General features: G+C 70.4%; 13 protein-coding genes and 1 pseudogene. 4 read left to right on the top strand and 10 right to left on the bottom strand.

What is annotated here, in order from left to right:
* Positions 1-13 precede the first annotated feature (13 nt).
* From ACLB9X_RS09100 to ACLB9X_RS09065, 8 genes and pseudogenes are all read right to left on the bottom strand, one after another.
* Positions 14-469 (bottom strand): annotated as a pseudogene (locus ACLB9X_RS09100) (galactose-1-epimerase); the annotation flags it as partial.
* Positions 426-551: a twin-arginine translocation signal domain-containing protein gene (locus ACLB9X_RS09095; protein ID WP_410359746.1), complete on the bottom strand. Its 126-nt coding sequence runs from the start codon at positions 549-551 to the stop codon at positions 426-428. The pseudogene ACLB9X_RS09100 and the gene ACLB9X_RS09095, both read right to left, overlap by 44 nt.
* A gap of 25 nt (positions 552-576) precedes the next feature.
* On the bottom strand, positions 577-1,806 hold the full coding sequence (gene mmsB, locus ACLB9X_RS09090) for a multiple monosaccharide ABC transporter permease (RefSeq protein WP_410359745.1): 1,230 nt from the start codon (positions 1,804-1,806) through the stop codon (positions 577-579).
* A 10-nt stretch (positions 1,807-1,816) separates the two neighbouring features.
* Entirely contained in the window at positions 1,817-3,352 is a 1,536-nt protein-coding gene (gene mmsA, locus ACLB9X_RS09085; RefSeq protein WP_410360080.1) for a multiple monosaccharide ABC transporter ATP-binding protein, read from the bottom strand.
* Positions 3,353-3,369: 17 nt separating this feature from the next.
* Positions 3,370-4,512, bottom strand: coding sequence for a multiple monosaccharide ABC transporter substrate-binding protein (gene chvE / locus ACLB9X_RS09080; protein WP_410359744.1), 1,143 nt, complete (start codon positions 4,510-4,512; stop codon positions 3,370-3,372).
* Between the two features lie 4 nt (positions 4,513-4,516).
* Positions 4,517-5,485: a hypothetical protein gene (locus tag ACLB9X_RS09075; protein ID WP_410359743.1), complete on the bottom strand. Its 969-nt coding sequence runs from the start codon at positions 5,483-5,485 to the stop codon at positions 4,517-4,519.
* Positions 5,486-5,814: 329 nt separating this feature from the next.
* Positions 5,815-6,846, bottom strand: a complete 1,032-nt coding sequence (locus tag ACLB9X_RS09070; protein ID WP_410359742.1) for a zinc-dependent alcohol dehydrogenase — start codon at positions 6,844-6,846, stop codon at positions 5,815-5,817.
* Positions 6,822-7,976, bottom strand: coding sequence for a mandelate racemase/muconate lactonizing enzyme family protein (locus ACLB9X_RS09065; RefSeq protein ID WP_410359741.1), 1,155 nt, complete (start codon positions 7,974-7,976; stop codon positions 6,822-6,824). The genes ACLB9X_RS09070 and ACLB9X_RS09065 overlap by 25 nt, the downstream gene beginning before the upstream one ends.
* Positions 7,977-8,179: 203 nt before the next feature.
* On the opposite strand from ACLB9X_RS09065, the gene ACLB9X_RS09060 reads away from it, so the two are divergent.
* Together ACLB9X_RS09060 and ACLB9X_RS09055 are read left to right on the top strand one after the other, a co-directional pair.
* Complete coding sequence (locus ACLB9X_RS09060) at positions 8,180-8,950, top strand: IclR family transcriptional regulator (RefSeq protein WP_410359740.1); 771 nt, start codon at positions 8,180-8,182, stop codon at positions 8,948-8,950.
* Positions 8,947-9,789 (top strand): SMP-30/gluconolactonase/LRE family protein, encoded by an 843-nt coding sequence (locus tag ACLB9X_RS09055; protein ID WP_410359739.1) that lies wholly within the window; start codon positions 8,947-8,949, stop codon positions 9,787-9,789. Before ACLB9X_RS09060 ends, ACLB9X_RS09055 begins: the two co-directional genes overlap by 4 nt.
* Positions 9,790-9,855: 66 nt before the next feature.
* Here the strand turns inward: ACLB9X_RS09055 and ACLB9X_RS09050 are convergent, their stop codons facing one another.
* Both ACLB9X_RS09050 and ACLB9X_RS09045 read right to left on the bottom strand, forming a co-directional pair.
* Positions 9,856-10,686: a hypothetical protein gene (locus ACLB9X_RS09050; RefSeq protein ID WP_410359738.1), complete on the bottom strand. Its 831-nt coding sequence runs from the start codon at positions 10,684-10,686 to the stop codon at positions 9,856-9,858.
* Between the two features lie 384 nt (positions 10,687-11,070).
* Complete coding sequence (locus tag ACLB9X_RS09045) at positions 11,071-11,505, bottom strand: CBS domain-containing protein (RefSeq protein WP_410359737.1); 435 nt, start codon at positions 11,503-11,505, stop codon at positions 11,071-11,073.
* Between the two features lie 215 nt (positions 11,506-11,720).
* On the opposite strand from ACLB9X_RS09045, the gene dnaK reads away from it, so the two are divergent.
* Positions 11,721-13,592 (top strand): molecular chaperone DnaK, encoded by a 1,872-nt coding sequence (gene dnaK / locus ACLB9X_RS09040; RefSeq protein WP_410359736.1) that lies wholly within the window; start codon positions 11,721-11,723, stop codon positions 13,590-13,592.
* The gene (gene grpE, locus ACLB9X_RS09035; protein ID WP_410359735.1) at positions 13,589-14,092 is read left to right on the top strand and encodes a nucleotide exchange factor GrpE; all 504 of its coding nucleotides are present in this window, start codon (positions 13,589-13,591) and stop codon (positions 14,090-14,092) included. The genes dnaK and grpE overlap by 4 nt, the downstream gene beginning before the upstream one ends.
* Positions 14,093-14,332 lie beyond the last annotated feature (240 nt).

Here is a 14,332-nt window from a genome sequence, read left to right as displayed (position 1 = left end):
GTTGTGTGCGCGGTCAGTGGGCCGAGAAGCTGTGCACCGTGGCCGAGCGGTAGACCTCCCCGGGGCGCAGCACCGTCGACGGGAACGACGGCTGGTTCGGCGAGTCGGGGAAGTGCTGGGTCTCCAGACACAGCCCGTCGCTCTGCCGGCAGGTGCGGCCGGAGGGGCCGGCGAGGGTGCCGTCCAGGAAGTTGCCGGAGTAGAACTGCAAGCCCGGCTCGGTGGTGGCGATCCTCATCGTCCTCCCCGAGCCGGGGTCGCGGAGCGTCGCGCAGTGTTCCGGCGTGCGCGTCAGGCCCTTGTCGAGCACCCAGTTGTGGTCGAAGCCCTTTGCCGTCACCAGCTGCGGGTGCGCGTCGCGGATGTCCTCGCCGATCGTCTTCGTGCGGCGGAAGTCGAACGGCGTACCCGCCACGCTCGCCAGCTCACCGGTGGGAATCAGCGTCGTGTCGGTGGGGGTGTAGCGGGCGGTGGGTGCCAGGGGCACCCACTGCGGCGGCCAGCCCCGTGGTCGCGGCCGCTGTCAGTACGGTGCGTCTGCTCGTTTCCATGCCCAGCTCCTGAGAGGGGTAGAAGCTAGCGGCCGACCTTGCGCTTGTTCCACACGTCGAACCCGACCGCGGCGAGCAGCACGAGACCCTTGATCACCTGCTGGTAGTCCGTGCCGATGCCGACGAGCGACATGCCGTTGTTGAGCACGCCGAGGACCAGGCCGCCGATGACCGCGCCCATCACGGTGCCGACGCCGCCGCTCATCGAGGCGCCGCCGATGAACGACGCGGCGATCGCCTCCAGTTCGAAGTTGAGGCCCGCCTGCGGGGTGCCGGCGTTGAGGCGCGCGGCGTACACACAGCCCGCGAGCGCCGCGAGGACACCCATGTTGACGAAGACGAGGAACGTGACGCGCTTGTCCTTGACGCCCGACAGCTTCGCGGCCGCCTTGTTGCCGCCGAGCGCGTAGACGTGCCGGCCGACGACCGCGTTGCGCATCACGTAGCCGAGGCCGATGAGCAGCGCGCACATGATGAGCATGACGACGGGCACACCGTGGAAGCTCGCGAGCGTCAGCGTGAAGGCCACCACGGCGGCCGTCATCGCCACGCACTTCGCCGCCCACAGTCCCGTCGGCAGCACGTCGAGTTCGTAGGCGAGCTGGCGCTTGCGGTCCCGCCACTCGCGCAGCAGCAGGAACGCGATCGCGACGAGCCCGAGGACCAGGGTCGGGTTGTGGTACTGCGTGTACGGACCCATCTCGGGGATGAAGCCCTTGGCGATGTTCTGGAAGCCGTCCGGGAACGGCGCGAGGGACTGGCCCTCCAGGACGATCTGCGTCAGACCGCGGAACAGCAGCATGCCGGCCAGCGTCACGATGAAGGACGGGATGCCGATGTACGCGATGAAGAAGCCCTGCCACGCGCCGGCGACCGCGCCGATCAGCAGCGACAGCACCAGGGCCAGGACCCATGGCATGTCGTGTTTGACCATCATCACCGCCGACATGGCGCCGACGAAGGCGACCAGGGAGCCGACGGACAGGTCGATGTGGCCCGAGATGATGACGATCATCATGCCGATGGCCAGGATGAGGATGTAGCCGTTCTGCTGGATCAGGTTGGAGACGTTGTTCGGCAGCAGCAGGGTGCCGTCGGTCCAGATCTGGAACAGGACGACGATGAAGGCGAGCGCGACGAGCATGCCGTACTGGCGCATGTTGGCGCGTATCGAGTGCACGAGGATCGCACCGGCCGTCGGCCGGCCCGACTGTGCGGGGGAGGCGTCCTCGGTGGGAGTGGTCGTGGTGGTCATGGCGGGGGCCTCAGCTTCTGTTCATGGTCATGTGACGCATCAGGACTTCCTGGGTGGCCTCCGCGCGGGCGACCTCACCGGTCAGCCGGCCCTCGGCCATCGTGTAGATCCGGTCGCACATCCCGAGCAGCTCCGGCAGTTCGGAGGAGATGAACAGGACCGCCTTGCCCTGCGCCGCGAGCCTGTCGATGACCGTGTAGATCTCGTACTTGGCGCCGACGTCGATACCGCGGGTCGGTTCGTCGAGGATCAGCACCTCGGGATCGGCGTGGATCCACTTGCTCAAAACGACCTTCTGCTGGTTGCCGCCGGACAGCCGCCCCACCTGCTCGAAGACCGTGGGTGCCTTGATGTTCATCGACGTGCGGTAGCGCTCGGCGACGGACCGCTCGTGGTGTTCGTCGACGACACCTCGGCGCCGCATGCCCGGCAGCGAGGCCAGGGAGATGTTGCGGTTGACGCTGTCGATGAGGTTCAGCCCGTACTGCTTGCGGTCCTCGGTGACGTACGCGATGCCGGCCGCGACCGCGTCCGGCACGGTCCTGGTCGACACCTCCCGCCCGGCCACCGAAACGGTTCCGCCGGCGTAGCGGCCGTAGGAGCGGCCGAAGACGGACATCGCGAGCTCGGTACGGCCCGCGCCCATCAGGCCCGCGATGCCGACGATCTCCCCGCGGCGCACGGTGAGCGACACGTCGTGCACGACCGTGCGCTGGTGGTCGACGGGATGCCGGACGGTCCAGCCGTCCACGGCCAGCGCGACCTCGCCCGCGTCCTGCCCCGCGTAGGGTGTGCGGTCGGGAAAGCGGTGGTCGAGGTCACGGCCGACCATGCCGCGGATGATCCGGTCCTCGGACAACCGCGGCTCGCAGCCGGGCGTCTCGCGCACGGTGAGGGTCTCGATCGTCCGGCCGTCACGCAGGATCGTCACCGAGTCGGCGATCGTACGGATCTCGCCCAGCTTGTGGGAGATGATGATGCTGGCGATGCCCTGATCGCGCAGCTCCAGGATCAGCTCGAGCAGCTTCGCGCTGTCCTCGTCGTTGAGCGCGGCCGTCGGCTCGTCGAGGATGAGCAGCTTCACCTCCTTCGACAGCGCCTTGGCGATCTCCACCAACTGCTGCTTGCCCACGCCGATGTCGGCGACCGGCGTCTGCGGCTTCTCGCGCAGCCCGACCCGCTTCAGCAGCTTGCTCGCCCGGTGCAGGGTGGCGTTCCAGTCGATCAGGCCGCGGGTGGCCTGCTCGTTGCCGAGGAAGATGTTCTCGGCGATGGACAGGTACGGGACGAGCGCCAGCTCCTGATGGATGATCACGATGCCGTGCCGCTCGCTCGCGCGGATGTCCTTGAAGGCCACCGGCTCGCCCTCGAAGCGGATCTCGCCGTCGTAGCTGCCGTGCTCGTGGACGCCGCTGAGGACCTTCATCAGCGTCGACTTGCCGGCGCCGTTCTCGCCGCAGACCGCGTGGATCTCCCCGGCGCGCACGGACAGGTTTACACCGGAGAGCGCGGTGACGCCGGGGAACGTCTTGGTGATGTTCCGCATCTCCAGTACGGGCCCGGTCACCTGAGCTGTCCCGCCGTGAAGTAGCCCTCGTCGACGAGGAGCTGCGTGTTGGTCCGGTCGATGCTGACCGGCTTCAGCAGGTAGGACGGCACGGTCTTCTTGCCATTGTTGTAGTCGGTGGTGTTGTTGACCTCGGGCTTCCTGCCGTTCAGTACCGCATCGCCCATCCGTACGGTCTGCGCGGCCAGCTTGCGGGTGTCCTTGAAGACGGTCTGCGTCTGCTCCCCGCGCATGATGGACTTGACAGAGGCCAGCTCCGCGTCCTGCCCGGTGACCACCGGCAGCGGCCGGCTCTTCGTGCCGTAACCGGCGCTCTTGAGCGCCGAGATGATGCCGATGGATATGCCGTCGTAGGGCGACAGGACGGCGTCGACGCGTTCCTCCGCGTAGCTCTTGCTGATCAGGTCGTCCATCCGCTTCTGCGCGGTGCCGCCGTCCCAGCGGAGCGTGGTGGCCTGGCTCAGCTGCGTCTGCCTGCTGCGGACGACGAGCTGACCGCTGTCGAAGTACGGCTGGAGCACCTTCATCGCGCCGTTCCAGAAGTACTTCGTGTTGTTGTCGTCGGGCGAACCGGCGAACAGCTCGATGGTGTGCTGGTCCGCGGCGTCCTCGTCGGGCTCGCCCAGCTTCAGACGGTCGACGATGTAGCGGGCCTGAAGCTCGCCGACCCGCTCGTTGTCGAACGACGCGTAGTAGTCGACGTTCGCGGTGCCCATGATGAGGCGGTCGTACGAGATGACGGGGATGCCCGCGTCGTGGGCCCGCTGGAGGACCTCGGTGAGCGCGGACCCGTCGATGGCGGCGACCACGAGGAGCCGGCGCCCCTTGGTGATCATGTTCTCGATCTGGGCGATCTGGTTCTCGACCTTGTCGTCGCCGTACTGCAGATCGGTCTCGTACCCGGCCTTGCGGAACTGCTCGGCCATGTTCTGCCCGTCGGCGATCCAGCGCTCCGACGACTTGGTCGGCATCGCCAGGCCGATCGTGCCGCCCTTGCCGTCGTCGGGCTTGTAGCGGCTGCCGCCCCTGGCCTCCTGGCCGCAGGCGGTGAGCGAGACGGTGAGCAGTGCGGCCAGCGCGGCAGCGGCGGCGACACGCGGGCGCAGCGGGGTACGGGTACGGGGGGGTCGGTCGGTCATGGGGTCAGTCCCCTTCCGGGACGGGGAAGCGGCGGAGGTCGCCCGGCAGGCGCGATCCCAGCGGGGACATCCCGCCGTCCGCGCCGAGCCGGGCCAGCAGGTCGAGCACGAGACGCCCGCGCCGGACCCGCTCACGGGCGGTGGCCAGCGTGTGCTCGCGCAGTTGGGCGCCGTACGGGTAGATGCCGGGGGACCGGCTCAGCCCGAACTTGAGGTAGATCGGGGCGCCGCGCCGGATCAGCTCGGCGGCCTCGTACATGCGGATGTAGCCACCGAGGTCGTCGGGGGCCTCGACGTACATGTCCATCGGGGCGCGGCTGACCCGGCGGATCTCGGTGAGGTGGTCGAGGGTCAGGTCGGACGGCACGTTGACCGAGTCCGCGCCGAGCTGCTCGTAGACGGCGTAGGAGGCCGGATTGACCGGCCCGGTGAGGGCCGACAGCTTGAGCGTGGTGTCGGTGGGGAGCTCGCCCGCGGCGCGCAGCCGGTGCAGCGTCCACAGCACGCCCTCGTCGGCGACCAGCAGACAGCGCACGCCCAGTGCGGCAGCGCGCAGGGCGTCCTCGACGCACCCGGCGAGCGCGTCGTGGCCACGGGCCCGCAGCCCGGCGCCCCCGGACTCGGTACGGGTGCCGGCGCCGATGTCCCATGTGCCGCGCGGCCCGGTGAACAGGCAGAGTTCGATGGCGCGTTCGGCGCAGGACTCCACCATCTCGGTGATCTCGTCGTCAGTGAGCATCCAGACGCCGCTGCCCTGGCTGATCCGGTGGACGGGCACGTGGAGCCGGACGCTCTCCTTGAGCACGACGGCCAGGGCCTCGGGGCCCTCCACCGACGGGACCTCGGTACGCCAGGCGCCGCCGTCGGGGAACGCGTGGGGTGAGGCGTCGGCCCGGTCGACGGCGGGGAGCGGATGCCCTATGCGGGCGAGGGCTTCGCCGCCGGGACGGCGGGGTGCTGAGGGGACGGTCACAGGACTCCCATTCGGTGTTCGGAGGAGACAGGGCGGAGGGGGGCGGTGTGGAAGTGCGTCGGTGCCGGCGGCCGTACCTGCCGTCCGCCGCGGAGGCCGCACGGCGACAAGGCCCGGGGCCGGACGGTCGATTGGGCGGTCCGGGCTGTCCGTGAGCCCGATACGGCCGAGCGGTTTCGGTCGATCGTGGCGAGTCTGTCCGCGGGCCTGACAGGGCCCGGTGGTCGGCGGCGGACCGGGCCGGCGGACGGTTCGCCCCGCCCCGTCCGGCCGCGAAGCCGGACCGGCTACGGGGCGGTCCCGCGCCCGGCCACGGGCGAGGGCCGGGCCTAAGGGCGCAGGAGCACTTTTCCGGTCTTCGGGTCGCCGCCCCCGACCAGGGCGATGGCCTCGTCGAACCGCTCCAGCGGATACTCGTGCGTGATCAGCGCCGCCGGGTCGATCAGGCCGAGACCGAAGGCCCGCACCGCGTCCGACCATGCCGCCGACGGCGCGCCGAAGACGCTGCGGATCTCCAGCTGACTCAGCGACAGGTGCACCGGGTCGATGCCGGCCGCGCCGGGCGTGAACATCCCGGTGAGCACCACACGGCCGCCCCTGCGGGCGAGCAGGCACGACGCGGCGGCCGTGGGCGGCGCGCCGGCGGTCTCCACCACCAGGTCGAAGCGGCCGTGCGCAGTCGTCGCCTCGTCGGGATGCAGCGCACCGCTCGCACCGAACCGCAGCGCCTGCTCGCCGCGTGCGGGGCGGGGGTCGATCACGGTCAGTTCGCCGGGTGACGAAGCGGCGAGCAACTGCACGGCGAGCAGACCGAGGGTGCCCGCGCCGACCACAGCGATCCGCTCGCCGGGCCGCGGCCGCCCGGCCCGCACCGCGGCCGCGACGACCGCGGTCGGCTCCAGCAGGGCGGCGGCCCGCAGATCGGCGTCGTCACGCAGCGGATGCAACAGCCGTGCCGGCAGCACGACGTGGTCGGCGAATGCACCCGGCTCGGTGAACCCGGTCTCGGCGTACCCGCCGTCGCACAGGCTCGTCTCACCGCACCGGCACCGTTCGCAGACACCGCACGCCCGGAACCCCTCGGCGACGGTCCTGCGGCCGACGAGCGCGGGATCCACACCCGCACCCACCGCCTCCACCGTCCCGGCCCACTCGTGCCCCGGGACGACCGGGTAACGCACGAAGCCCGCGTCGCGGTGACCGTCGTACACCTCGCGGTCGCTCATGCAGATCCCGGCCGCGGCGACCCGCACCAGGACCTCGCCCGGGCCCGGCATTGGCACCTCACGGCGCACCAGGCGGTGCTTCCCGGGCCGTTCGACGATCAGACTGCGGCTCACTTCGGCGCCCTCTGTTCCCATCCCTCGGCCCACAGGTCGAACCGGGCCCGCTGCTGCGGGAACTCCGCCGCGGCGGCCACGTCCAGCTCGACACCGAGGCCCGGGGCGTGCGACACCTCGAAGCACCCGGTCTCCGGGTCGACCTGGGGTGCGCCCTTGACCACCTTCTTGATCTCCGCGTCGGCGAAGTCGTTGAAGTGCTCCAGGACCTTGAAGTTCGGAGTGCAGGCGGCGAGTTGGAGCGAGGCTGCGGTGAGCACCGAGCCGCCGACGTTGTGCGGGGCCACGAGCATGTAGTGCGTCTCTGCGGTGGCCGCCAGCTTCCGTGTCTCCAGGATGCCGCCGATGTGTCCCAGATCCGGCTGGATGATATCGGCCGCCTGCGACTCGAACAGCTCGCGGAACTCGATCCGGTCGTGGATGCGCTCACCCGTCGCGACCGGCAGGTCCACCTTCTCGGCGACCTTGGCGAGTGCCTTCAGGTTCTCCGGCGGCACCGGCTCCTCCAGCCAGGCCGGCCGGAAGGGCGCCATCTCGCGGGCCAGCCGGACCGCCGTGGCGGGACTGAACCGCCCGTGCATCTCCAGCATCAGCTCGGCGTCGGGCCCGATCGCGTCGCGCACCGCCTCGATCAGCGACACGGCGTACAGCGTCTGCTCGTGGTCCAGTTCGAAGTGTCCGGTCCCGAACGGGTCGATCTTCAGCGCGCGGTAGCCGCGGGCGACGACCTCGGCCGCCGCCTTGTGGTAGGCCTCCGGCGTCCGCTCCGTGGTGTACCAGCCGTTGGCGTACGCCTTGACCCGGTCGGTCACCTTGCCGCCGAGCAGCTGCCAGACCGGCACGCCGAGCGCCTTGCCCTTGATGTCCCAGCAGGCCGTCTCGACGACGGCGATGCCGGACATGACGATCTCGCCGGCCCGCCCGTAGTCGCCGTACTTCATGCGCCGCACGAGGTCCTCCACCGCGAACGGGTCGGAGCCCGCGATGTGGTTGGCCTCCGCCTCGCGGAGGTATCCGATCAGCGCGTCGGTGTGGCCGAGCATACGGGTCTCGCCGACTCCGGTGAGGCCCTCGTCGGTGTGCACGAGTACGTAGGTGAGATTGCGCCAGGGAGTCCCGACGACGTGAGTGCTGATTCCCGTGATGCGCACGGCAGTTGCCCCTCGGGTCTGTTCGAGATTTCGTCATGCGTTCGAAATGGTGGCGTGACCGTAATCAGCATGTCCATGGGGTGTCAATGGGTCGCGCGACCGGTGTTTCGCACCGGACCATTGCCTGCGAACAACGCTGTGACTAGCCTGTGTTCGTCATACCGGCCAGTGGTCGGAGTGTCGAACAGAGAGTGGGTGGCGCCATGGGACGCCTTGTCCCCGCGGTGACGCGGGCCTTGGACATACTCGAGCTGTTCCTGGAGGGTGACGCAACCCTTTCGGCGCCGGATGTCACCCGAAAGCTGCAGCTGCCGCGCACCACCGTCCACGAACTGCTCACCACGCTCGCCGCCCGCTCCTACCTGGTCACCGTGCCCGAGCAGCCCGGCCGCTACCGCCTCGGCGTCCGGGCCTACCAGTTGGGCAGCCGTTACGCCGAGCAGCTCGACCTTGCGGCGGAGGGCGGACGGGTCGCCCGCGAGGTCGCCGAGACGTGCGACGAGACCGTCCACGTCGCGATACTCGAGGACATGGACGTCATCTACATCGCCAAGGTGGACTCCACCCACGCCGTCCGCATGGTCTCGGCCGCCGGCCGCCGGCTCCCCGCACACTGCACGTCCGTCGGCAAGATGCTGCTCGCCTCGCTGCCCGCGGACGAACTCGACGCCCGCATCGCCGGCCGTGACCTGGCCGCCATGACACCTGCCAGCCTCACCGACCCCGATGAGCTGCGCACGGCACTCGCCGCCGTCCGGGAACGGGGCATCGCCGTCGAGCACCGCGAGTCCAACCCGGACGTCAGCTGCGTGGCCGCCCCCGTGCGCGACAGCGCGGGCCGGGTCGTCGCCGCCCTGTCCATCTCCGTCCCCGTGATCCGCTGGAACGAGGAGCGCGAGGCCGAACTCGCCGAGCTGGCCGCCAAAGGCGCCCGTGACCTCTCCGTCCGACTCGGCCACCGCGGCACGCGGTGAGCGCCGACGTCGCGACACGGGAGTGCGCCGCACTCGGCGAAGGCCCCACCTGGGACGCGGCCGCCTCCCGGCTGATCTGGGTGGACATCCTGAACTCCCGCGTGCACACCTACGATCCGGCGAGCGGTCGCCACACCGTCATGGCCACCGAACAGCACGTCGGGGCGGCGAAGCCGCGGGCGGGCGGAGGGCTGGTGGTCAACCTCCGCGACGGCATCGGCCTGTACCACGCGGACGGGGCCTTCTCGTGGCTGGTGCACGACCCCGTGCCGGGCCGGCGCGGAAACGACGCGGCCGTCGCACCGGACGGGGCGCTGTGGGCGGGCACCATGCGCTACGACGAGGCGGCAGGCGGAGGCAGCCTCTCGCGTGTCGCACCCGACGGGACCGTCACCGAGGTCTTCGGCGACGTGGCCGTGAGCAACGGCATCGGCTGGAGCCCCGACGGCTCCCTCATGTACTACATCGACAGTCCCACCCGCCGCATTGACGTCTGCCGCATGGCGGGCCAACAGGTCGTCGACCGAGCGCCGTTCGTCACCATCGAGCCGGGCGCCGGTTACCCCGACGGCCTCACCGTCGACGCCGCCGGATGCGTCTGGGTCGCGCTCTGGGACGGCGCGCAGGTGCGCAGGTACGACCCGAACGGGGACCTCGACCGCACGCTCCACCTGCCGGTGCGCCGCCCCACCGCCTGCGCCTTCGGCGGCCCCGGCCTCCGCGACCTGTACATCACCACCGCCCGCACCGGCCTCTGGAGCCCACACCCGCTCAGCGGTTCCCTGCTGGTGGTGCCGGACGCGGGGGAGGGGACGGCGTCCGCCGCGTTCGGCGGCTGACCGCCTGTGACACCTCCACGCCCGCGACGGCCGAAACGGCGCCCGGCCGTCGCGCAGGCGGGAGTGTCAGCCGGTGGGCGCCTGGTAGAGACCGCGGCCGGCGCGGTGTGCACGGGAGGTGGCGACCAGGCGGTCCAGTGTGCTGCGCACGGTGTTGATGGCACCCGCGCTCTCGTCGCGGCCCAGCGCCTGCGCGACGTCCCGCGCCCGCAGCGGTGTGCCGGCCTTCCCGGACAGGATGGCGATGACCTGCTCGGTGAGGCCGCCGCTGTCCTGCGCGACCGGGGCCGCCGTCTTGCGCGGTGCGGTCTGCCTGCCCTTCATGGCCTGCTCGTCCGGTGCGGCCTTCGTGGGCGTCGCGGCCTTGGTGGCCTTCGTGCCGGTCTTCGTGGCCTTCGCGGTGGAGCGCTTCTTCGCCGGGCGGCGCGTGGACGCCTGCGGGGCGGCGGCCTTGGGCGCGGCCTTCCTCTTGGCACGGCCCGTGGTCTTACGGGCCTTGGGAGAAGCGCTCTCGGCGTCGGTGGTTTCGGTGGTGTCGCTGTCACCGCCGACGCCGGCGGACTCGGCAGCGGAAGCGGTCTCCTGGGCCGGTGCGGACTGCGGTACGGACTCCTGGACGGGCTCCGGTGCGGGCTCCTCCGTCACGGTGACGGCAGGGGATTCGTCGGCCACGGCCGCCGGTGCCGCGGCCGGCGGCTCCGAAGTGCGGGGCCGCGGCACGCTCGTGGCGGCCAGCGCATTGAGCGCCGACAGGGCGCCGCGCACGGATTCCAGCCGCTCGGACACCACGGCGAGTTCCTTCTGGAGCGCCTGCTGATGCTCTTCGAGACGGGGAAGTTCCGCCTCCAGCAGCGCTGTTGTGGTTTCGATGCTGTCGGTCTTCGGTGTCGTCGACATGACGCCCTCCTGTGTACGGGGGGTGTGAGCGTGCGGGTTGTTGTGATGCAGGGTACGGCCGAGACAGCTCGGCGGTCACCTTTCCCGGAGATCCCCTCTCGCACAACGCGCGACGGAGCGCAGGGTCACGATGCCAACGATGCTTCATGCCATCGCGTTTCACCGACCACGTACGGCAACGGAGGAGAAGCAACTGCGAACACCCGTCCCTCCACCACACGTTCGCGTCGCCCTGCCGTCCACCAGGACCGGGAGCGGCATGAGAAGGCCGGCAGTCGCCGCACCGGCGGGGGTGCCTTCCCCTGCCTGTGCCGCGGCTGCCGGCCAGGTGTACGCCACCCGGGTCCGCCCGCGACGCCCGCGTCCGGACCCCGGGCCTGCGCGCTACGTGGTCGCGTAGACGTGCGTGGCGAACTCCGCGATCTGCTCGTCGCTGAGGTTCTTCGCGACGTTGGCCTCGGTGATCATCCCCACCAGGCGGTGGCCGCCCGCGACGTCGATCACCGGCAGGCGCTTGATGTGGTTGCTCTCCATGACCTCCAGGACCTCGGACGCCTCCGCCTCGGCGTCGATCCAGTGCAGGGTCCCGCCCAGCGAACCGGCCTGAACGGTCGCCGGGTCGATCCCCTCCGCGCAGCACGTGACCACGATGTCGCGGTCGGTCACCAGGCCGATGAGCCGGTTGTTGTCACCGCAGATGGGCAGGCATCCGACGTCCAGATCCCGCATCATCCTCGCGGCGTTGTGCAGCGAGTCGTGCGCCCCCACGCAGTGCACCCCGCTCGTCATGATGTCCCGGGCCTTCAGCTGTCCGGCCATGATTCCTCCTGGTCTCGTCAGCGTGTGTCACCCACACTTCGATGACACCACGCCCCGCGTGAGGGTGCTCCCGGGGGCACACACCGCCCCGTGCCGACAGCGCGACTGCCGGGGCCGCGGGGGACTCGTTCCGGCGGTCGAGGCCGCTCTTGACTTGATCGGCCGCAGGATCTACGCAGGACATACCGGCAGTTCCTGTATCCGAGGAGGCTGGGATGACACGAGCAGTGGGCATCGACCTGGGAACCACGAATTCCGTGGTCTGTGTCCTGGAAGGCGGCGAGCCGACGGTCGTCACGAACACCGAAGGTGCGAGGACCACCCCGTCGGTCGTGGCGTTCGCCAAGAACGGCGAGGTGCTCGTCGGGGAGCTCGCCAAGCGGCAGGCCGTGACGAACGTGGAGCGCACCGCCCGGTCCGTCAAGCGGCACATGGGCGAGGGCGGCTGGCGCTTCCCGGAGTCCGGGGAGATCGACGGCAAGCGGTACACCGCCCAGGAGATCTCGGCCCGCGTACTGCAGAAGCTGAAGCGCGACGCCGAGGCGTATCTCGGCGAGGACGTCACGGACGCGGTGATCACCGTCCCGGCGTACTTCAACGACGCACAGCGCACCTCCACGAAGGAGGCGGGGCAGATAGCGGGTCTGAACGTCCTGCGGATCATCAACGAACCGACGTCCGCCGCTCTCGCCTACGGCCTGGACAAGGGCAACGACCAGACGATCCTCGTCTTCGACCTCGGTGGCGGAACCTTCGACGTGTCGCTGCTGGAGATCGGCGAGGGCCTGGTGGAGGTGAAGGCGACCAACGGTGACACCCACCTCGGTGGTGACGACTGGGACGAGCGGATCGTCGACCACCTGGTGAAGCAGTTCAAGAACGGGTACGGCGTCGACCTGTCCAAGGACAAGATGGCGTTGCAGCGTCTGCGCGAGGCGGCCGAGCGGGCGAAGATCGAGCTGTCGTCGTCGACCGAGACGACGATCAACCTGCCGTACATCACGGCCTCCGCCGAGGGGCCGCTGCACCTGGACGAGAAGCTCACACGCGCCCAGTTCGAGCAGCTGACGGCGGATCTGCTGGGGCGTTGCAAGGCTCCGTTCCACAACGCGGTCAAGGACGCCGGGATCAAGGTGTCGGACATCGACCACGTGATCCTGGTCGGTGGTTCGACCCGGATGCCCGCGGTGACGGCCCTGGTCAAGGAGCTGACCGGGAAGGACCCGCACAAGGGTGTGAATCCGGACGAGGTCGTCGCGATCGGCGCCTCGCTCCAGGCCGGTGTCCTCAAGGGTGAGGTCAAGGACGTCCTGCTCCTCGACGTGACCCCGCTGTCCCTCGGCATCGAGACCAAGGGCGGCATCATGACCAAGCTCATCGAGCGCAACACGACGATCCCGACCAAGCGGTCCGAGGTCTTCACGACGGCCGAGGACAACCAGCCGTCCGTGCAGATCCAGGTCTACCAGGGCGAGCGCGAGATCGCGGCGTACAACAAGAAGCTCGGCATGTTCGAGCTGACCGGTCTGCCGCCGGCCCCGCGCGGTGTCCCGCAGATCGAGGTCTCCTTCGACATCGACGCCAACGGCATCATGCACGTGACCGCGAAGGACCTGGGCACGGGCAAGGAGCAGAAGATGACCGTCACCGGCGGCTCCTCGCTGCCGAAGCAGGACATCGACCGCATGATGCGCGATGCCGAGCAGTACGCGGAGGAGGACCGCCGCCGCAAGGAGGCCGCCGAGACCCGCAACCAGGCCGAGAGTCTCGTCTACCAGACCGAGAAGCTGCTGAAGGACAACCGCGACAAGATCCCCGAGGACACGCGGTCCGAGACCGAGGCGGCCCTGGGCGAGGTGAAGGATGCGCTCAAGGGCGAGGACACCGCGGCGATCCGGTCGGCCACCGAGAAGGCCACCACCGCCGCCCAGAAGATCGGCACCGCGCTCTACGCGCAGGCCCAGGCAGACGGCGGCGGTACCGGCACCACCGGCGGCGGCACCACGGGAACCAAGGCGGGTCCCGACGAGGAGGACGTCGTCGACGCCGAGATCGTGGACGACGAGGCGAAGGGCGGTACCGGATGAACCGGGAGCCTCCGCCGAACACCGGGAGCGGCGGCCCCGGGGCAGAGGCCGACCAGCTGCGGGCGCGGCTCGCGGAGCTGACGGCCGATCTCCAGCGGGTGAAGGCGGAGTACGACAACTACCGCAAGCGCGTGCGGCGCGACCGGCTGGCGATACGGGAAATCGCCGTGGTCAACGTCCTCACGGGCCTGCTGCCGGTGCTCGACGCCGCCGACGAGGCACGCGGTCAGTGGAACGACCCGGGTACGGAAGCCGTCGCGCGCGTCCTGGAGAACCGGCTGGCCGCGCTGGGCCTGAAGTCGGTCGGCGAACCGGGGGAGCCCTTCGACCCGACGGCACACGAAGCACTCACCTACACCCCGTCCGACACCGTCACACGGCCCGTCTGCACAGCCGTGCTGCGCCACGGCTACCGCCTCGGTGACCGGCTGCTGCGCCCCGCCCAGGTGTGCGTCACCGGCCCGCCCGCAGGCGGGCAGGCGACCGGGGCCGCGGTGTGAGGGCGCCCGGGAGGCGCGGCGACCGCCAGACCGACGCCGCCTGAAGCGCCGGGGCCACCTGCCCCGGGCCCCTGCCCGGGGCCGACCGGAGGCCATTGGCCGCACCGGAGACCGCCGGCACACCGGTCGCATCACGCAGACCGGCCGGAGGCCGTTGGCAGACGGGTCGCAGCGAGACCGCCGGCGCACCGTTCGCATCGCGGCAGGCCGGCCGGGAGACCGTCGTGGCCAGCGGCCGCA

The sequence above is a fragment of the Streptomyces sp. 5K101 genome (assembly GCF_046506645.1).
GTDB lineage: Bacteria > Actinomycetota > Actinomycetes > Streptomycetales > Streptomycetaceae > Streptomyces.
The sequence above is the reverse complement of the archived record's forward strand: the minus strand, read 5'-3'. Positions and strand labels throughout refer to the sequence as shown.